Genomic DNA, 18,340 nt, shown 5'->3' on the forward strand with positions numbered 1-18,340 from the left:
CTTTTCATCAATATATACATCAAAATCCGCCCCTTTTCTAACCACCCGCCCTCAAATCATCCGTTTTAACATTTTTAGATCAGCAAACCTTTCAACTTTAGTGAATAATTAATACTTATTAATAAAATTACCAAAAGTTTGATATTTCCATGAAAAAACTCATCAACCACCCTGAAAACTTGGTTGTCGACATGTGCAAAGGCTTTGTCTTGGCACACCCAGAACTCGCATTTACCGAGTCACACAAAATCATTTCAAGAAAAGAAAAACACAACAATGTTGCCCTGATCAGTGGTGGTGGTAGCGGGCACGAACCTGCACATGCGGGCTTTGTCGGTAAAGGCATGTTAGACGCTGCCGTATGCGGCGATGTCTTTGCATCTCCATCGCAAATTCAGGTCTATAAAGCATTACAACATGTCGCAACCGACAAAGGCGTATTAATGATCATCAAAAACTATTCTGGCGATATGATGAATTTCCAGAATGGTGCAGCCTTAGCAACTGAAGATGGCATCAAGGTCGACTACGTCAAAGTGGCAGATGATATTGCAGTCAAAGATAGTTTATATACCGTCGGACGTCGTGGTGTCGCAGGCACAATCTTTGTTCATAAGATTGCAGGCGCAGCAGCATCTAAAGGCTTAGAATTAGGTGAAGTTAAAACAGTCGCTCAAAAAGCGGCTGACAATGTCATCAGTTTAGGTTTTGCCTATAGCTCATGTACCGTTCCTGCTAAAGGCACACCAACCTTTACCCTCGCCGATGATGAAATGGAATACGGCGTGGGTATTCATGGTGAACCGGGCATCCGTCGTGAAAAAATCTTGCCAGCAAAAGAACTCGCACAACGTATGGTCGATGATCTGTTTTTAGATCGCCCAGACATGAAAGAAGTTGCAGTATTGATCAATGGCTTTGGTTCTACCCCAATGCAAGAACTGTATATATTTAATAATGATGTCTGCGAACACTTGGCACGTAAAGGTATCAAAATTTACCGTACCTTTGTCGGCAACTACATGACCAGTATCGACATGAATGGCGCATCCATTTCATTACTTGAATTGGATGATGAACTCAAAACATACTTAGATGCCGAAGCCAACACCCCTGCCTTAAAACTTGATGGTTCACCTGCTTTAGCCATTGAGTTTGCGATAAAAGATACGGCTACCCAACATCAAGGCAACAGCCAAGTTGAAACTGCAGCAGAACATGCTGAAATTCAAAATGAGCAATTCACCATTGAAAACATGCGCTATGTGGTCGATGTCATGGCTGCCTGTGTTATTAAAAATGAAGTGCCATTTTGTGAGTTAGACGCACACGCAGGCGATGGTGACTTCGGCATGAGTGTGGCTAAAGGCTTTAAACAACTCAAGAAAGAATGGCAAAGCTTGATCCAAGCACAGCAGATGGATGAATTCTTACTCAATAGCTCCATGATCATCATGGAACATTGTGGCGGTGCATCAGGTCCCATCTGGGGTTCTGCATTCCGTGCCGCAAGTAAAGCCATTCAAGGTAAAACCACGTTAAGCGTGGCGGATTTTGCCGATATGCTGCAAGCCGCAGTAAAAGGTATTCAAACCACAGGCGAACGTTCATTTGGACGTGGCGCTGTTGTCGGTGATAAAACGTTGATCGATGCTTTAGTCCCATGCGCAGATTCATGGTCTGCCAACACCGACAAAAGCTTTAAGGAAAACTTTATCTTAGGTGCTCAAGCTGCTGTTCAAGGCGCAGAATCGACTAAAGAGATTGTGGCCCGCATGGGTCGTGCAGGTACTGTCGGGGATCGTAGCTTAGGCTATCCTGATGCAGGTGCATATGGTTTAGGTGTGATTTTTACCGATATTGCTGATCATCTAAAATAACATCTAAACATGACATGAATGATTAATCTTTTATACAAAAAAGCCCTGATGATTCAGGGCTTTTTTGCTTTTTATTTTTTAAAACTTGACAATAATGCGCTGGTAATCGCCTGATTATGTGATGCCACACGAGACTTCTTCGCTTTCGCTGACTGGTCAGCTACACGTTGAATTTTGACTGCTTTTAATTTACCTTGATTTTCAACAACCTGAAATTTGACTCGGTCATTGCGTTTTGGCTCACCTTCATCTGCAGGAAAGTCAGAAATGTGGAAAAAAATATCCTCACCTGCACCACCAATAAAACCAAAACCTTTATCGGCATGATAAATTTTAATTTTTCCTTGCTGGACTTCAGACTTCATAACATTCCCAAAAAACGGTATACAATTTTCAATATTATACACGCATCTTAAAGTGCATCATCTTTGCTGATCACTTTAAATAATCATGCAAGTGCTGTTGGACAATGACGCGTTTGTGTCCTTTACTTTGTTGTTCCGATAACAATGATTCCGCATCTAAAACCACCACTTTGTGACCATCATCCTGTAGACGTTTCACACCTTCAAATAACATTCGAGCACCGACATCATGGATTAAGGTCAGATGTGTAAGATCAAGCACTACTTTATTTTTACCTACAGGCTCATTCTGTAACTCGCGCAAGAACATTTCAGTCTCTGTAAATTGTAAGACACCACGTAGCTCATATACCACCATGCCATCATCATACTCACGGCGACTTTGGATAATGGTTTGTGCTGAAGGGGTTCCCTCCATCAAATGTAATCCCATATCACTTGATAGACGTTCAAAGATTTCCACACCTCGAACACTGTTGCCATGGCTGTCTAATTTAGGCGAAAAAACCGCAATTCCAACCTGACCTGGTAAGACACCAATGATCCCCCCTGCCACACCACTTTTGGCAGGAATACCAACGGTGGTCAACCAATCTCCAGCTGCATCGTACATACCACACGTCATCATGACGCTAAGTACCTGACGACATACCTGACGATCTAAAATACATTTCCCCGTAACAGGATCTTTTCCACCATTCGCTAATACACTGCCCATTCGCGCTAAATCTTTCACGGAGACTTTAATCGCACACTGTTGAATATAACCATGAACAATCTGTTCTGGGTCTTCTTCTAGCACGCCGACGGTACGCAACATATATCCAATCGAAAGATTACGAAATGCTGTTTTGAGTTCAGATTGATAGACTTGCTCATCAAAGGTTAACTCACGCCCACACAGTTCACTCAAGAAACGTCGTAAATGTTCTGCACGAGAAACAGTCTTTTTATGAGGTAATAAAGAATGTGTCGTAATCGCACCCGAGTTAATCATTGGGTTCTTAGGAATCGATCGTTCTTTTTCTAATGAGATTTGATTAAATGCTTCCCCCGAAGGTTCAACACCAACTTTTTCTAATACCTGAGCCAAACCATGTTCTTGAATCGCTAATGCATAAGCAAATGGTTTAGACATTGATTGAATCGTGAACTCAACTTCATCATCCCCTGAAGAATAAATCGTACCATCAATGGTTGAAAGTGCTAAAGCGATACGATTTGGATTGGCAGCTGCCAGTTCTGGAATATAGTCAGCCAATGCTCCTTCGGTATTCGCATGACATTGGTCCAATACATGGGCAAGATAATCAGGTACAGGTGTCTTCATTTTTATTCTCTTGGTGATCAATGGAGATCCAAAATAAGATCTCAAATGTTAAATTCAGTTGTCGATATCGTGTCACATCTGACTTGATTACGGCCATTCTGCTTTGCAACATATAGTGCTCTATCCGCCGCACTATAAATCCTTTGCTTTACTTCGTCTGTGTGTAGATGTGGTAAATTTTGTGACATCGCCACGCCAAAGCTTGCCGTTATTTGAATAAAAGTATCTGAGCTAATCTCAATTTTTTCACTTTCGATCGTTTGACGGCAACGTTCTGCGATGATTAATGGTTCATCGATATCACCATCTGTCAGTACTAGAACAAACTCTTCACCACCGAGCCGTCCTACTATATCCTCTTCTCGTGTTTGCTGTTTTAAAACGAGAGCAATACGTTTAAGTACAAGATCACCAACATCATGACCATAATTGTCATTAATCTGCTTGAAGAAATCGAGATCTAAGATGATGAAAGCAAAGCTGCGATTTTGTTGAATTAACTTACTAGTAAACTGATTGATGTAACGACGGTTATAGAGGTTGGTTAACGCATCTTTCTGACTTAGTATTTCAATCTTACGCTCACGTCGTCTCCACTGCGACAAGATCAACTCAAAAAAAACTGCTGAGCACAACAGTATGGGTAAATATAGTACCGCCATACTTTTCAGCCAAAAAGGATTGGCATACAAATTAGATTGATTCAGTGCATCACTAAATAATGGTGCATAAGTCAGTTGACCATTGGCCGTCAGTACTGCCAACCACACGATAATACAAGCAATAATAAAAGAGACGCTATAGATGATGCGCTGTTCATATAACACAAAACCAATTAATACAATATTGACTGTTCCCGCCATCACCGCAGGACTATAAATCCCAACCGTGTATCCTGAAAAAATGACAATCAATCCATAAAATAAGGGGATTAAATAGCCCAAGATTCGGCGAGCAGTAGCATTTTTTCGAAGCACTAAAGCGATCGTCAGAAAACACGTGGTCAAAATCACTTGTAAACATGTGGTCCATGTCCGATGAGGATAATATTCTGGATCTAACCAAATTTGATATTCTGAATGGAAAGTTAGGTAGTACCACAACCAATGACCAATGAGCATCAACAGCCCAAATATAAGTAACAGAATCCCTTTATTAAAGTTGGACCAGTTAATAATAGAACGATCAGATTCTAACAAGACATATTTGATAGCTTGCAATAAACTGCGCTGTTGTTGTACTTCATTCTCTCGAGTCATCATCTAATTGTATTATCGAATATTCATATTTATTTTTATTAAAATTTGGATGTATTCAGCGATCATGTCAATGCGCTTTAAGCATTAAAAAGACTGCTTTATCGTTCAGATCAATTTATGGTATGGATTTGATGATCACTGACCAAAACAAAAGCATTGCTATAAAAAAAACCTAAGCGTATGTTTCTCTATAGTTAGTAGTACCAAAACCGAAATTTAATCATTCAACTAAGCTGGCTGATATAACTGTACCTGATTTCGTCCGCTTTCTTTGGCAATATATAAAGCGTGATCTGCACAATGCGTAATGACGTCTTGATCAGATAACTCATGGGATAGTGCAATACCAAAGCTTGCCGTCACATTTAACGAGGTTCCATCATCCAGCACAATCGGCTGCTGTGCAATTGCGTTACGGCAACGTTCTGCGATATCAACCGCTTGATCACGACTGAGATTGTCCAGAATTAATATAAATTCTTCACCGCCATAACGTCCAACCGTATCACCAATACGAACATGATATTCCAAACGCGTCGCCACCTGTTTCAGGACTTCATCTCCTGCTGCATGACCATATTGATCATTAATTTGTTTGAAATGATCCAAATCCAATAAGATCACAGCATAATCAGCACGATCCTGCTGAAAATGTGATAACACTTCATTGATCTGACGACGGTTATAAACGTTCGTCAGCGCATCAAATTTACTGCTGGTTTCGAATTGTTTTTCACGACTGCGCCATTGGGTGAGTAAAATCTCAAAGAATAAAACACTCATAAGTAAAATGGGCACGTAGAGCTGTACCATGCTCATGACCCAAAAATCATTTTGGTAAACGATACTTTTATTCAACTCATCACTAAACATAGGTGCATAACGAATTCGATCGATATGCGTCAAGTAACACGTTAATAACGTGTATATCGTAATTGGAATTGCAATCCCATAAATAATTTTACGGCTATAAAATACCAACCCGACCAATACAATACTGATGAACCCTGCCATTGTTGCAGGACTATAAATTCCAATCGAATACCCTGAATAAATCATGGTCATTCCAAAGAAACTAGGGGCAAAGTAAGCAATGAAGGTTTGAAACTTAGCGATATGCTGAAACTTGAAACAACTCCAAAACAGGACAAGATAAATCACGGAGGTCACCAACAATTGGGTAACACGTAATTCAAAATAGTCAGGATTTAACCACTGTGCTTTTTCAGGGGTATAAAAAGCCACAATTAACCAGCGAGCGACCTCAAGTTGGCTTAGAATTCCAAAAAAGAGGATAAGCCGTCCCTTTTTAAAATCACTCCAATTGATCAGCATATTTTGAGGATCAAGGATGTACGTATTGGCCATACGATACAATCGCTTAATCATATGTTGAATCTTCCTGATTAACTTCATTCTGTCCTTTTATCTTTTATATTGTCTTTTTAAGCAGCGTGAACTCGCTCTACAAACAAGATCCCATCAAGATGGTCAATTTCGTGTTGAATAATTCGTGCAGGGAATCCTGAAAAAGTCTCAGTAATTTCCTGTCCTTGCATATTACGATAACGGACACGGATTGATGAAGCTCGAGCTACTTCCGCACGTCGATTCTCTACACTTAAACATCCCTCTTCTCCTAAAACAACATGATCAGAACGCTCCAATATTTCAGGATTAATCATGTAAATAGGCTCCATCTCAGGCGCATCGGGATACCGTATATTGGGTTTTGAAGCGACGATAATAATCCTTTTAGAGACATAAACTTGTGGTGCAGCAATTCCGACACCATTGCGCTGTTGCATCGTAAAATTCATTGCTTCAACCAGATGCGTTAACCAGCTACTACTAAACTCAAGTTCACTTACCGGCGATGCAACCAATTCAAGGATCACTTCACCTTTTTGAGCAACGGGTAGTATCGTCATAATACGTTCATCTCAATTATGATAAGAATTTGATCTTCATAATTTTTTAAATTTTAAATCAAATATTTGATTAATAGTCAACCAATCTTAAAGCATTTCAAGATGAAGTAAAACTGATTTAAATGACGAATTTGTGACCTGATAATTTTACGGCTCAAGTTTCACTTTTTTGTATGACATCAGCATCCTGAAGTTCGTAGTAGTGTCTAACCTGATTACGACCACGTTTTTTTGCCAGATATAATGCTTGATCTGCATGACGAATCACCGCTTCTTTATTTAAATTAAATTCAGAAATGGCTATACCAAAGCTTGCTGTCACTCTGATCGTCGTACGTTCATCGATATAAAAGAGCTCATTTTCAATTTCTTTGCGACACCGCTCTGCGACCTCCATCGCAGCTCTGAGGTTTTTATTCTGCAACAGCATCACAAACTCTTCACCACCAAATCGCCCGACAATATCTGTATCACGTATATTTTGACGTAGTACATTGGCAACACGCTTTAAGACGTTGTCTCCGATATCATGACCATAGTTATCATTAATACTCTTAAAATGATCAAGATCTAACAGAATGAGAGCAAATTTTCGTTCTTGTAATTGAATTTCATTGAGTTCTAAACCTATTTTTCGACGGTTATAAATCCCCGTAAGCGGGTCCATTTGACTCATTAAATTAATTTGTTTTTCTCGATTTCTCCATTGCGTCAACAAAATCTCAAACAATACAAAAGTCGCAAAAAAAATAGGCACGTAAAAATAAAGTTGTGAATAAACCCAGAATTCATTAAAGACCATGACTGAATAATTGAGCTGATCACTAAAGACCGGTGCGTAGGTCATATAACCCAATGCACTACTGACAATTGCAATGAGCATATATACAATGACTGGTAAAAAAAGCAGATATACAATCTTGCGTTCAAATAAAACCAGACCAACTGTTAAAATACTGATAAATCCCGCAACGGTAGCAGGACTACTGATACCAACCGAATAGCCACCATAAATAAAGCTTACGGAAAATACCAAAATAATAAAGTAAGGTAAATATTGTCTCACCCACTCTTTATGACGCCATATGACACAAGGAATAATCAGTAAGAACTGTAATACACAGCACAGCAACATCCGTGATAGGTGAAAATAATAATAATCAGGATTGAGCCAATGATGTAATGCAGGATGATGAAATGAAAATAAATACCATGCAATCCAGGTGATATGTGCAAGTCCGCCCAATACCATGACCAGAATACATTTATTTAAGTTACTCCAATTCATCAACACACTTTGATTCATAAATGAATGAAGTGTATAGGGGCGAAAAATTCGATTGAATAGTCTTAACATAATGAACTAACTCAATTGAAACAGCTCATCAAAATAAACTATATTTTCATTTAACTCTGTAATCATTAAATCTATTTCACCCCTACAAAATATAGTGAATAAAATCACATATTTTTTATTATAATTGCACTTATTATCACAATCTAACCTTAAGATTAGGATTTATCAAGGTTTTTTACCATTTATTCTATTTTTTTTTAAAGCTTTTTTTGCTTAAATCCAGCTAACGATACGCTCAAGCATTTTAATTTGACTCAGCTAAAAATTGCTAAGCACACTCCTAACTCTTAGAGATCGAGTTCTCGATAAATTACTTTAATTTCTTGTGCAATGTGAATACTGACTTGATGATGCAAATATTGAATCAAAATATCAAACTGCTCTGCACCATCGTCTAATCCAGTACAAAAATATTCAGTATGAGGAGGAAGCGTTTTTAACCACTGACTTTGATAAAAATCGGCAACGGATTCAAAATTAAGATAACGATGAGGATGCTGTTGTAATGATTTTACAAATTGCAGAAATCGAGCTTCCCAAAAGTGGATAATCATACATTTAAAGTCTACTGGTTAAATTCAATTTTATTGTTACGTCGATCTGCTTTATTTTGCAGATCGAATCATTCAAATCAATGTCCAAGGATGTAAATTTTTCAGAGTGAGTAGACGGTTTGCTGTTGAACTTGATATTTTTTCTTCCACTGAAGATAACCTAATAAGGCTAAAACAATAAATGCGCCATAAAGACCAGCCGTCAAGTATAGATCTTTATACATAAACATCATGACATAGATGATATCCACCGCGATCCAAGCAGGCCAAATTTCCAAATATCGTTTTGACGTCCAATATGTAATGAGCAGACTTAAACTTGCCAATTGAGCATCTAAATAAGGAATGGAAGCATCCGTAAAATAATCCAGACCTAAACCAAAAATAAGTCCTGCACACATCGTAAAAAACACATGTTTGATAATTCTCAACCCTTGAATACGATTGATGGCAAGTTGCTCTTGTTGTTTAAACTGAGCTTTCCATATCCACCACCCATACACACCTAAACCGATAAACACGCATTGCAATATCGTTTCACCATAGAGTTGATAATCATAAAATAACTTTGCATATAAGCCATAAGCCACGAGATTCACAGGCCAACACCAAATATTACGGCGAATAGTGAGGGTTACACCCAATACACTAATCAATACTGAAATAATTTCTAAAAGGCTCATACACTACGTAAAATGATCGTGGTTTATTTGATACGCCTATCCTAACGCATATTGAATGGCACCATACATGATTCTTAACGAACACGACTTAGCGCTGTTCAATTTGAACTGCACAGTTTTGACCTAACCATTAAACTCCTCTAAAAATAGAATATCCTCAATGGAAAATAATAATGATGAATACAACTCAAACGACCAGAATAACCATTGAAATTCGCAATCATCTGATGTTGATTGGTTTAAACCGTGCTGCGAAGCGCAATGCATTCGACAGTCATATGATTGATGAACTTTCACAAGCACTTACCACCTATGAAGACCAGTCTGATTTACGCTGTGCTGTGATTTATGCACATGGAGAGCACTTTACGGCAGGATTAGATCTGGTTGAGCTTCAGCCGCGTATGTCAGATGGTATATTTTCGGAAGATATGAACTTGATTAACCCATGGGGCACGACTGGTCGTAAACGAAAAAAACCAGTCGTTGTCGCTGTGAAGGGGTATTGTTTTACTGCTGGAATCGAACTGATGTTGAATGCCGATATCTGTATTGCCCATCAAAATACCCAATTTACTCAACTTGAAGTGCAACGTGGCATCCTCCCCTTTGGCGGAGCAACTTCACGCTTCGTTAAAACTGCAGGTTGGTCTAATGCAATGCGCTACTTATTGACGGGGGATTTTTTTGATGCTGCAACTGCATTTCGACTTCATTTGATTACTGAAGTAACAGAACAAGATCCGCTTGACCGTGCCATTGAACTTGCCGAATCCATCGCTTCAGCTGCTCCACTCGCTGTTCAAGCCACCTTGACAGCTGCTCACGAAGCGATTTCACATGATGAGCAGTACGCTTTTAATCAGTTAAAGACTCATCTTCTTCCACTAATACAATCTGAAGATGCAGTCGAAGGTATGCGAGCAATGAGCGAAAAACGTCAACCTCGCTTTAAGGGTCAATAGTTCAATATCGGGAAATATAGACATGCAAGCCATTCCAAATGTGAACCAGATGCCAAGAAGCATCAATAAAACTCAAGTTCAGTTTCCTGCCTTAGATAACTATATGCTCACTGGCACTCGCTACCTATCATTTGGTGTGAAGACTGTTGCACGTATTATTGTGGCTTCAGCGACAGCGGTTCCCCAACCTTTTTATCGCAGATTTGCAGAGTATGCTGCAGAACGTGGTTTTGAAGTGCTAACCTTTGATTATCGTGGTGTGGGGGCATCATCTCCAGCACAACTCAAAGGTTTTAAAATGAGTTATTTGGATTGGGGCAAACTTGATCTCGCTGGTGCCATTGAATACTTTTCTAGCGATACTTTCCCCTTATTTGTGACTGCACACTCTTATGGTGGTCAAGCCTTGGGACTTACCCCTAATCATCATCAAGTCAGTGCCATGTGTTGCTACGGTACAGGTGCAGGTTGGGCAGGATATATGCCGTTCAAAGAAAGATTCAAAGTATCCGTGATGTGGAGTATTGTGTTTCCACCCATTGTCGCAGTCACAGGTTATTTACCTTGGAGTAAATTCAATATGGGCTCTGATCTGCCTTTAGGGGTATATCAACAGTGGCGTCGTTGGTGCAAAAATCCGTTATATTTTTTCGCTGACCCCGAGCAACAAGATTTATAAGCACAATATGCAAGTGTTAAAACCAAAATTTATGCTGTTTCAGCATTAGATGATGATTGGGCTCTCCCAAATTCGAGGCAAGCCTTTATGCAACATTATCGTTCTGCTGATATGCGCTACATTGATATCACAGCCAAACAGTATCAAATGCCTGCAATTGGACACATGGGATATTTCAAAAAAGGCGCAGAAAAAATTTGGGATGACATGCTCCAAAATTATCTCAATTTAGTTAATGATTAAATTATAAATTACTGAATAAAGTCAGATTGATGCTCTACCCCTTGTGCGTCAGTATGTCGATACATGATGCCATATTGACTCACATAGTATTCAAGTGATTGATTACGATATTCCCATAAAATCGACCACTCACCTAAATCAAATTGATTGATCTGACATAAAGTTCGTGATGGCATCTTGTTCAAAAACTCATATTGAATTTGCTGAGCAAACTTGATATCACGATGATTTACACGTTTCTCAAACAGTAATTTTGCAACCTCATCAAACATACGAATATCTTCGACAGAATCCGTATCATACACCAAGCGCGCCGGCTGGCTGAGATCAGTAGGCTTGAGGAGTTTTGTTAAATCAAAGTGCCTCTGCGTATTCCCCATAATCAATTTAGGTTGTAATAATAGTCGCCATACGGCATAGCAACTGACCAAAGCAAAACACACCACGATTAGCATCATATTTTTTACTCATTCCGATGATTATTCATTGAATCGTTCATTACAGAAATGATTATTTCTTTATTTTTATTGTTAATTTTCTTGGTGTTATTAAGTTTTAACTTTTAAAATATTAACTTAAAAACCAGTAGAGGGATGGCACGAAACGTAACAACTCATTTCAAAATCCACATGTTATGTAAACCGTGTAAATCTAGGTAATTTTATTCAATTAATATGACTTAAAAGTACGTTGAAAGATTCTCATTAAAATAGGGTTTAAAATCTTAGTGTTCTAAATCATTACGACATTTTTTGTCGTTTAACTTAATACGCATCTACACTATTCTTTTCTCAAATTTTATAATTTAACCATGAACTATTCCCGTAAACGCAAACCCATTACCAGTGCATGGCCAGTTGAGCATGATTGCTTCCTCATTGAAAACAGTCATCTTCAACTCGAAGCATTGCAACAGACGCTTCCTTATTCTGCTCAAGAAATTCAAGATCGCCAAGAAATCTTGGGGCTCACGAGACGTCGTCGTCAAATGAAAAAATTAGGTCAATTTTAATTTTCTAATGAAGCTAAAAATAAAATCCCAATAATCCATCAAGTTTAAGTATTTTTTGTTTAATAAATTAACCCTCGTGCCCTCTCTGACAATGAATCAATTTCGCCATATTCTTGGATGGTGATTTGCCATCATTTTTGCTCAAAAATAATTATTATTTAAATGCTCCCTCAAAAATGGATCCAAAATATTTATTTTTAAAGATTATTATTGACTTTTTATCTAAAAAATAGAATTATTGGATCCAATTGATAGGGAGATCAACTCATGTTTGTAAAAAATGCTTGGTATGTGGCGGCACGACCTGAAGAAGTACAAGATAAGCCTCTAGGAAGACAAATTTGCGGTGAAAAAATGGTTTTTTATCGTGGAAAAGAAAACCAAATACATGCCATTGAAGATTTTTGCCCACATCGCGGTGCACCTTTGTCATTAGGCTTTGTTGAAGATGGTCAACTGGTCTGTGGTTATCATGGGTTAGTGATGGGATGTGACGGCAAAACGGTTTCAATGCCTGGGCAACGTGTACGTGGCTTTCCTTGCAATAAAAGCTATCGCGCAATTGAAAAATTTGGCTTTATTTGGGTATGGCCAGGAGACCAATCGCTTGCAAGTGAAGATCAACTCCCAACTTTAGAGTGGGCTGAAAATCCAGAATGGGCCTATGGTGGTGGACTATTCCACATCAACTGTGATTACCGTTTGATGATTGATAACTTAATGGATCTCACCCATGAAACATATGTTCATGCAAACAGCATTGGTCAAAAAGAAATTGATGAAGCTGCACCAACCACTCGTGTTGATGGTGACCATGTTGTGACTGAACGCCATATGGAAAACATTTATGCACCTCCATTTTGGCAAATGGCTCTAAAAGGTAATAATCTCGCTGCAGATGTTCTAGTAGACCGTTGGCAAATTTGTCACTTTCATGCACCTAGTAATGTTCATATTGAAGTTGGTGTTGCCCACGCAGGACATGGTGGTTACAACGCACCGGAAAATAAAAAAGTGTCTTCAATCGTTGTAGATTTTATTACCCCCGAAACGGAAACGTCTCACTGGTATTTCTGGGGAATGGCTCGACACTTCCAACCCGACAACATCGAATTAACTAACCAAATTCGTGAGGGACAGGGCAAAATTTTCTCGGAAGATTTAGATATGCTTGAACAACAGCAACAGAATTTATTGAGACATCCTGATCGTAAATTGCTGATGCTGAATATTGATGCAGGCGGTGTTCAATCTCGAAAAGTAATTGACCGCTTGATCAGCTTAGAGCAAACGAATGATGAGCAGAAAATTACAACTTTGAATGTTGTTTAAAGTAAACCCACATTTTATCAGTTTTTCATTTTACCAAGGAGCGATACTCACATGGATGTGACTATTCAGAAGATTTATCGTCATAATGAACACATTTTATCTTTCGAACTGGTAAACACCCATGGTGAATTATTACCAGCTTTTCAAGCCGGTGCACATATTGATGTGCACTTAGGTAATCAATTAATTAGACAGTATTCTTTGGCAAATTGTAGTTCAGAGCAGCACCGTTACGTCATTGGTGTCCTGAATGATCCTTTATCACGTGGTGGTTCTAAATTTATTCATGAACAACTTCGTGAGGGTCAGCAGCTCAAGATTAGTGAACCACGAAATTTGTTTGCCTTGGTTCCTGAGACAGAATATGCATATTTGTGTGCAGGTGGAATCGGTATCACTCCTATCTTAGCAATGGCTAAAGAGCTTAAACGCAATAATCAGTCCTTCCAATTACTGTATTTTGTGAAAACGAGAGCTTCTATTGCATTCCAACAAGATTTAGAGGCTCTAGGAGATTCCGTCCACATCCATATTGATGATGAACCTGAAACACATATTCTTTTGAATACAGTCTTTGCCTCTCCTCATATCGATCATCATATTTATGTATGTGGCCCAGATGGTTTTATGAACTATGTGATCCATACCGCAGATACGCTCTCTTGGCCTAGTCATCAAGTACATAAAGAGCATTTCAGCGCACAAGCTATTGATACCAGTCAAGATGGCAGTTTTGAAATTGAGATTTTAAAAACAGGGCAACGTATTCATGTCGCAGCTGATCAATCTGCAGCACAAGCTTTAGAACATGCTGGAATCTGTATCCCTTTATCTTGTGAACAAGGTATTTGTGGCACTTGCTTAGTAAATGTAGTTGAAGGTGAAATTGATCACAGAGATATGTATTTAACTGAAGAGGAACAAGCTGCAAATGATCAATTCACACCTTGTTGTTCAAGAGCCAAATCTCAACGAATTATCATTGATGTTTAATTTGGATCGATAGATTTTCAAGTGTAGCCCTTCATTAATTGAAGGGTTTCTTATATAGACCCATCTGTGTGAAATATTGAACGCATAGTCTCCCCTAAAGTAACCACATGACTATGCTCACGCATTAAACTTTCAGCGCGTGCTGAGTCTTGTTGCTTTAATGCATTGAATATTGAGCAGTGTTGGATATGCGCATATTGCAAACGACGAATTTCAGACAGCGCATTATTTTTATCATAAGTCAGTGCTTGTGCAGATGCCATAGGTAACTGATTGTTTTTACTAAGTGCTTGCACAATTGCAATATTATCCGAGCCTTGAATAATAGTATTGTGAAAAATAGTGTTGTAATGATGGTAGGTTTCTAAATCATCGCTTGTTAATTCTGGTTTATTGAATATGGAATCAATTTGCGTAATACAATTCAAAAGTGTTTGATGTTGATCTATCGTCATGCCTTTTTCAGCAAGCGTTTTTGCAGCTAGACCTTCTAAAACGCCACGTACATGCAACGCATCATGAACTAATTTGGATGAAATTTCTCGAACAGTATAGCCTCGAGTTGGATTTTTAACGAGTAAGCCTTCTTGCTCTAAAAGCCGAAAAGCCATTCGAATGGGTTGACGTGATACACCTAGCATTTCAGCAGTCGGAATTTCAGCCAAACGAGAACCTCCTGCAATCTCCCCAGAAATAATCATTTTGCGAAGTTCAATTAACACTTGCTGCCCTGAAGACATATAACTACTCAATTTTTTTGATCATGATTGATCCTAACGAGTCAGATTTGGAATATCAATCTCTGTTGACTTAAAGGACTCTTTTAGGCCGGAAATTCACTATTCTATTTTTGATAACTGAGGTGATTATGAGTTCGTATCATCAATATTTATTTTTTGAAGATTGGTTGCCATTAACTCTAGATTGTTTCGAATTAAATAAGCTAAATGGATATCTACCCCATCTAACATTTTTTGTTCTATCTCATTAACAATGTTTCGACATTGTTCGAGTTTTTCAAATCCTTTAGGCGTTACATTAATTAAAATTCTTCGTCCATGTGAGGGATCTGAAGCTCTACTGATCCAATCGTGGTTTTGTAAATCTTGTAGAATTTTATTGGTAGATTGCGGTTTAATAAATGAACGTTCTGCAAGTTTTGCATTAGATAGATTGCCTTTCGCAGCGATAACTGACAATGCTGTAAACTGAGATAAGGTGATATCTAAGTCTTTTAAACGTTCAGTTAAAAGTTTACTCACAATACGATCAACCCTTGCAATTATATAGCTCAGTGTCGGAATCGAATGATTAACTTCTGACATTTTATATTCCTTAATAGATGAACAAAAGTATGACTACTGTCGTAATCATACTTTTAACATATGTTTAACGTGTAGTTATATTTAGAACAGCATCAGACTGCTCTGCTCGTGGCTTGCGTACAAGCATTAATGCCGCAACAGCTGCAAATAAAATCAGTGGAATACTTGCACCAATGACCATTGCTGAACTAGAACCTAACGACAGTAGCATGCCAGCAAATAGTGGCCCTGCAAAAGATCCTATACGCCCTACTGCGACTGCAGCGCCTACACCCGTGCCACGCATTTCTGTTGGATAGAACATCGCTGCCAATCCATAGAGCGCTGATTGGCCACCTACAATAAATAGACCACAACCCACAGCAGACAATACAAGTAAAGCAACAGTTGGAGATATTGCAAGACAGCACAGTGATAACAAGATGCCAATATATATAAATTTAATTACAGTACTCATGCGAATCTTATCAAGTAAAGTTCCCATGAGAATCGACCCGAAGATACCACCGATGTTGTAACCAATTTGAACATAGTTCGCTTCTGTTTTTCCTAAACCTTGTGCACCCATCAATAGTGGCAACCAGTTGAGTAAAAAATATAAAACAACTAACGTAAAGAAAAAACTGATCCAAATTTGAATCGTGGAAAAACGCCGTTCTTTTGCAAACAACACTTCAAAGAATGGGGTAGAAGTTTTATTCTTCGTCGCTGTTAAATAGTCTTTAGACTCTGGCAAATATTTCATTAGCAAAGGGATTAAAAGAATTGGCGCGAAGCCACCAATGTAGAAGATATGTCTCCATTGCGCATCACCAGCTAAACCCATTGCAACAAATGATGTCAACATTCCACCAAATGGAATACCGCTATACATAATACTGACTGCAATGCCTTTATGTTTCTCTGATACTGCCTCAGATGCCATGGTGATCATCATTGGTAAAGCACCACCCATCCCTAACCCAGTTAAGAAACGAATGATTAAAAGCAGTGTATAATCAGAAGCATATGCCGTTAGAACTGACATCACTCCAAAAATTAAAATACTGGTCAATAGAACTGCCTTACGCCCAATTTTATCAGCGTAACGACCTCCTAATAATGCACCAGGTAAAGTACCCAAGATTGCCGCGCTAAACGCCCATGCCATTTGAGTATTATCTAAGCCAAACTCTGCTCGCATCCGTGGTGCTGCTACGCCCATTGATTGAAGATCGAAACCTTCAAATACAGCGATAGCGAAACACAGTACGAGTGTAAGCGTAGCTTTAGTCTTACTACTTACACTTTGTTCCATTTTTTATTGTCCCTTTTAGAGCTTTTAAAATACTTTTAAAAAAATACACATCCTATGTATTGCCTCCGTCCAGGCAACTCAAAAAATATCACCCAAACTTATAAAATAATCAATATTTTTTTTTAAATAAAATTCATTTAAAATATTATTTTATTAAATATCAATAGATTATAAAAATTCTATAAAAATTCAAAAAAAACACTTGTATGTAAGTTTAACTGATATTATCTTAATTCCAACAGGACATAAAACAAACACTAAGGAGCTTATCATGTCTTATCAAAATCGCTGGTCCACTGTTGATGTAAAAGTTGAAGCTGGCATTGCTTGGGTCACTTTAAATCGCCCAGAAAAGAAAAATGCGATGAGTCCAACCTTAAATAAAGAAATGATTGATGTACTTGAAACGCTTGAACTCGATCCAGAAGCAGGTGTTTTGGTACTCACTGGTGCTGGGGATTCTTGGACAGCAGGTATGGACTTGAAAGAGTACTTCCGTGAGGTTGACAGCCAGCCAGAAATTTTCCAAGAGCGAATTCGTCGTGATGCATCACGTTGGCAATGGCATTTACTTCGTTTTTATTCAAAACCAACGATTGCAATGGTAAACGGCTGGTGCTTCGGTGGTGGATTCTCACCACTAGTCGCATGTGATCTAGCCATTGCAGCAGATGAAGCTACATTTGGCTTGTCTGAAGTGAATTGGGGAATTCCTCCAGGTAACTTAGTGAGCAAAGCTATGGCTGATACAGTCGGTCATCGTGCTTCTATGTACTACATCATGACAGGCAAAACCTTCTCTGGTGTTGAAGCTGCAAATATGGGCTTAGTGAACAAGAGTGTTCCACTTGCTCAATTACGTGCAGAAGTAACTGAATTGGCAAATAATTTGCTTGAAAAGAATCCAGTTGTACTGCGTACAGCGAAGAATGGTTTTAAGCGCTGTCGTGAGCTGACTTGGGAGCAAAACGAAGATTACTTATACGCCAAACTGGATCAATGCAACTACCGTGATGATGAAGGTGGTCGTGCACAAGGTATGAAGCAATTCTTGGATGACAAAACAATCAAACCAGGTCTTCAAACTTATAAACGTCCTGCTTAAGCAGAATCTACTTTTTTCGTCATGATGGAC

The 18,340-nt window shown here is 38.6% G+C and carries 18 protein-coding genes and 1 pseudogene; 7 read left to right on the plus strand and 12 right to left on the minus strand.

Annotated features, from left to right (window positions below):
- The first annotated feature begins 149 nt into the window (after window positions 1–149).
- Window positions 150–1,880 (plus strand): dihydroxyacetone kinase subunit DhaK, encoded by a 1,731-nt coding sequence (gene dhaK, locus AC1M87_RS12865; RefSeq protein ID WP_481593921.1) that lies wholly within the window; start codon window positions 150–152, stop codon window positions 1,878–1,880.
- Between the two features lie 71 nt (window positions 1,881–1,951).
- Here dhaK and AC1M87_RS12870 read toward each other — a convergent pair whose 3' ends face one another.
- From AC1M87_RS12870 to pnuC, 8 genes are all read right to left on the minus strand, one after another.
- A complete protein-coding gene (locus tag AC1M87_RS12870) occupies window positions 1,952–2,245 on the minus strand; it encodes a cold shock domain-containing protein (protein ID WP_481586536.1) in 294 nt (97 codons plus the stop codon).
- A gap of 70 nt (window positions 2,246–2,315) precedes the next feature.
- A complete protein-coding gene (locus tag AC1M87_RS12875) occupies window positions 2,316–3,575 on the minus strand; it encodes a glutaminase (protein ID WP_481593922.1) in 1,260 nt (419 codons plus the stop codon).
- Between the two features lie 41 nt (window positions 3,576–3,616).
- The gene (locus AC1M87_RS12880) at window positions 3,617–4,837 is read right to left on the minus strand and encodes a GGDEF domain-containing protein (RefSeq protein WP_481593923.1); all 1,221 of its coding nucleotides are present in this window, start codon (window positions 4,835–4,837) and stop codon (window positions 3,617–3,619) included.
- Between the two features lie 225 nt (window positions 4,838–5,062).
- A complete protein-coding gene (locus AC1M87_RS12885) occupies window positions 5,063–6,223 on the minus strand; it encodes a GGDEF domain-containing protein (protein ID WP_171076794.1) in 1,161 nt (386 codons plus the stop codon).
- Window positions 6,224–6,279: 56 nt separating this feature from the next.
- Window positions 6,280–6,768, minus strand: coding sequence for a peptide deformylase (def, locus tag AC1M87_RS12890; RefSeq protein ID WP_481586554.1), 489 nt, complete (start codon window positions 6,766–6,768; stop codon window positions 6,280–6,282).
- Between the two features lie 151 nt (window positions 6,769–6,919).
- A complete protein-coding gene (locus AC1M87_RS12895) occupies window positions 6,920–8,053 on the minus strand; it encodes a GGDEF domain-containing protein (RefSeq protein WP_035269141.1) in 1,134 nt (377 codons plus the stop codon).
- 356 nt (window positions 8,054–8,409) lie between these two features.
- Window positions 8,410–8,676 carry a hypothetical protein gene (locus AC1M87_RS12900; RefSeq protein ID WP_092766902.1) on the minus strand — a complete coding sequence of 89 codons (267 nt, stop codon included), beginning with the start codon at window positions 8,674–8,676 and terminating at the stop codon, window positions 8,410–8,412.
- 101 nt (window positions 8,677–8,777) lie between these two features.
- The gene (gene pnuC, locus AC1M87_RS12905; RefSeq protein ID WP_481593924.1) at window positions 8,778–9,359 is read right to left on the minus strand and encodes a nicotinamide riboside transporter PnuC; all 582 of its coding nucleotides are present in this window, start codon (window positions 9,357–9,359) and stop codon (window positions 8,778–8,780) included.
- Between the two features lie 173 nt (window positions 9,360–9,532).
- On the opposite strand from pnuC, the gene AC1M87_RS12910 reads away from it, so the two are divergent.
- A complete protein-coding gene (locus tag AC1M87_RS12910) occupies window positions 9,533–10,324 on the plus strand; it encodes a crotonase/enoyl-CoA hydratase family protein (RefSeq protein ID WP_481593925.1) in 792 nt (263 codons plus the stop codon).
- A gap of 22 nt (window positions 10,325–10,346) precedes the next feature.
- Window positions 10,347–11,246: pseudogene (locus AC1M87_RS12915) on the plus strand (alpha/beta hydrolase family protein).
- Between the two features lie 8 nt (window positions 11,247–11,254).
- Here the strand turns inward: AC1M87_RS12915 and AC1M87_RS12920 are convergent.
- Window positions 11,255–11,704, minus strand: coding sequence for a hypothetical protein (locus tag AC1M87_RS12920; protein ID WP_051586611.1), 450 nt, complete (start codon window positions 11,702–11,704; stop codon window positions 11,255–11,257).
- A gap of 353 nt (window positions 11,705–12,057) precedes the next feature.
- Between AC1M87_RS12920 and AC1M87_RS12925 the strand changes: the two genes are divergently transcribed.
- The 3 genes from AC1M87_RS12925 to AC1M87_RS12935 all read left to right on the plus strand — a co-directional run bounded on the left by AC1M87_RS12925 (window position 12,058) and on the right by AC1M87_RS12935 (window position 14,583).
- Complete coding sequence (locus tag AC1M87_RS12925; RefSeq protein WP_035269110.1) at window positions 12,058–12,258, plus strand: hypothetical protein; 201 nt, start codon at window positions 12,058–12,060, stop codon at window positions 12,256–12,258.
- 267 nt (window positions 12,259–12,525) lie between these two features.
- Window positions 12,526–13,590 carry an aromatic ring-hydroxylating dioxygenase subunit alpha gene (locus tag AC1M87_RS12930; protein WP_481593926.1) on the plus strand — a complete coding sequence of 355 codons (1,065 nt, stop codon included), beginning with the start codon at window positions 12,526–12,528 and terminating at the stop codon, window positions 13,588–13,590.
- Window positions 13,591–13,641: 51 nt separating this feature from the next.
- Window positions 13,642–14,583, plus strand: a complete 942-nt coding sequence (locus AC1M87_RS12935; RefSeq protein ID WP_180028002.1) for a PDR/VanB family oxidoreductase — start codon at window positions 13,642–13,644, stop codon at window positions 14,581–14,583.
- Between the two features lie 50 nt (window positions 14,584–14,633).
- Here the strand turns inward: AC1M87_RS12935 and AC1M87_RS12940 are convergent, their stop codons facing one another.
- The 3 genes from AC1M87_RS12940 to mhpT all read right to left on the minus strand — a co-directional run bounded on the left by AC1M87_RS12940 (window position 14,634) and on the right by mhpT (window position 17,205).
- Complete coding sequence (locus AC1M87_RS12940) at window positions 14,634–15,323, minus strand: GntR family transcriptional regulator (RefSeq protein WP_180028003.1); 690 nt, start codon at window positions 15,321–15,323, stop codon at window positions 14,634–14,636.
- A 126-nt stretch (window positions 15,324–15,449) separates the two neighbouring features.
- Window positions 15,450–15,908, minus strand: coding sequence for a MarR family winged helix-turn-helix transcriptional regulator (locus AC1M87_RS12945; protein ID WP_179997673.1), 459 nt, complete (start codon window positions 15,906–15,908; stop codon window positions 15,450–15,452).
- A 64-nt stretch (window positions 15,909–15,972) separates the two neighbouring features.
- Window positions 15,973–17,205 carry a 3-(3-hydroxy-phenyl)propionate transporter MhpT gene (mhpT, locus tag AC1M87_RS12950; RefSeq protein ID WP_481593927.1) on the minus strand — a complete coding sequence of 411 codons (1,233 nt, stop codon included), beginning with the start codon at window positions 17,203–17,205 and terminating at the stop codon, window positions 15,973–15,975.
- Between the two features lie 271 nt (window positions 17,206–17,476).
- Between mhpT and AC1M87_RS12955 the strand changes: the two genes are divergently transcribed.
- A complete protein-coding gene (locus AC1M87_RS12955) occupies window positions 17,477–18,310 on the plus strand; it encodes a p-hydroxycinnamoyl CoA hydratase/lyase (RefSeq protein ID WP_035270071.1) in 834 nt (277 codons plus the stop codon).
- Window positions 18,311–18,340: the final 30 nt, after the last annotated feature.

The organism is Acinetobacter sp. 24-47-62 (assembly GCF_056779765.1).

Bases quoted from the DNA above. Each gene is read 5' to 3' on its own strand.
- AC1M87_RS12885 (WP_171076794.1), bottom strand. From the start codon at position 6,223: ATGATTAAGCGATTGTATCGTATGGCCAATACGTACATCCTTGATCCT.
- AC1M87_RS12955 (WP_035270071.1), top strand. From the start codon at position 17,477: ATGTCTTATCAAAATCGCTGGTCCACTGTTGATGTAAAAGTTGAAGCT.
- AC1M87_RS12910 (WP_481593925.1), top strand. From the start codon at position 9,533: ATGATGAATACAACTCAAACGACCAGAATAACCATTGAAATTCGCAAT.
- AC1M87_RS12935 (WP_180028002.1), top strand. From the start codon at position 13,642: ATGGATGTGACTATTCAGAAGATTTATCGTCATAATGAACACATTTTA.
- AC1M87_RS12900 (WP_092766902.1), bottom strand. From the start codon at position 8,676: ATGATTATCCACTTTTGGGAAGCTCGATTTCTGCAATTTGTAAAATCA.
- AC1M87_RS12880 (WP_481593923.1), bottom strand. From the start codon at position 4,837: ATGATGACTCGAGAGAATGAAGTACAACAACAGCGCAGTTTATTGCAA.
- AC1M87_RS12870 (WP_481586536.1), bottom strand. From the start codon at position 2,245: ATGAAGTCTGAAGTCCAGCAAGGAAAAATTAAAATTTATCATGCCGAT.
- AC1M87_RS12895 (WP_035269141.1), bottom strand. From the start codon at position 8,053: ATGAATTGGAGTAACTTAAATAAATGTATTCTGGTCATGGTATTGGGC.
- AC1M87_RS12945 (WP_179997673.1), bottom strand. From the start codon at position 15,908: ATGTCAGAAGTTAATCATTCGATTCCGACACTGAGCTATATAATTGCA.
- pnuC (WP_481593924.1), bottom strand. From the start codon at position 9,359: ATGAGCCTTTTAGAAATTATTTCAGTATTGATTAGTGTATTGGGTGTA.
- AC1M87_RS12940 (WP_180028003.1), bottom strand. From the start codon at position 15,323: ATGTCTTCAGGGCAGCAAGTGTTAATTGAACTTCGCAAAATGATTATT.
- AC1M87_RS12925 (WP_035269110.1), top strand. From the start codon at position 12,058: ATGAACTATTCCCGTAAACGCAAACCCATTACCAGTGCATGGCCAGTT.
- dhaK (WP_481593921.1), top strand. From the start codon at position 150: ATGAAAAAACTCATCAACCACCCTGAAAACTTGGTTGTCGACATGTGC.
- mhpT (WP_481593927.1), bottom strand. From the start codon at position 17,205: ATGGAACAAAGTGTAAGTAGTAAGACTAAAGCTACGCTTACACTCGTA.
- AC1M87_RS12930 (WP_481593926.1), top strand. From the start codon at position 12,526: ATGTTTGTAAAAAATGCTTGGTATGTGGCGGCACGACCTGAAGAAGTA.
- AC1M87_RS12875 (WP_481593922.1), bottom strand. From the start codon at position 3,575: ATGAAGACACCTGTACCTGATTATCTTGCCCATGTATTGGACCAATGT.
- AC1M87_RS12920 (WP_051586611.1), bottom strand. From the start codon at position 11,704: ATGATGCTAATCGTGGTGTGTTTTGCTTTGGTCAGTTGCTATGCCGTA.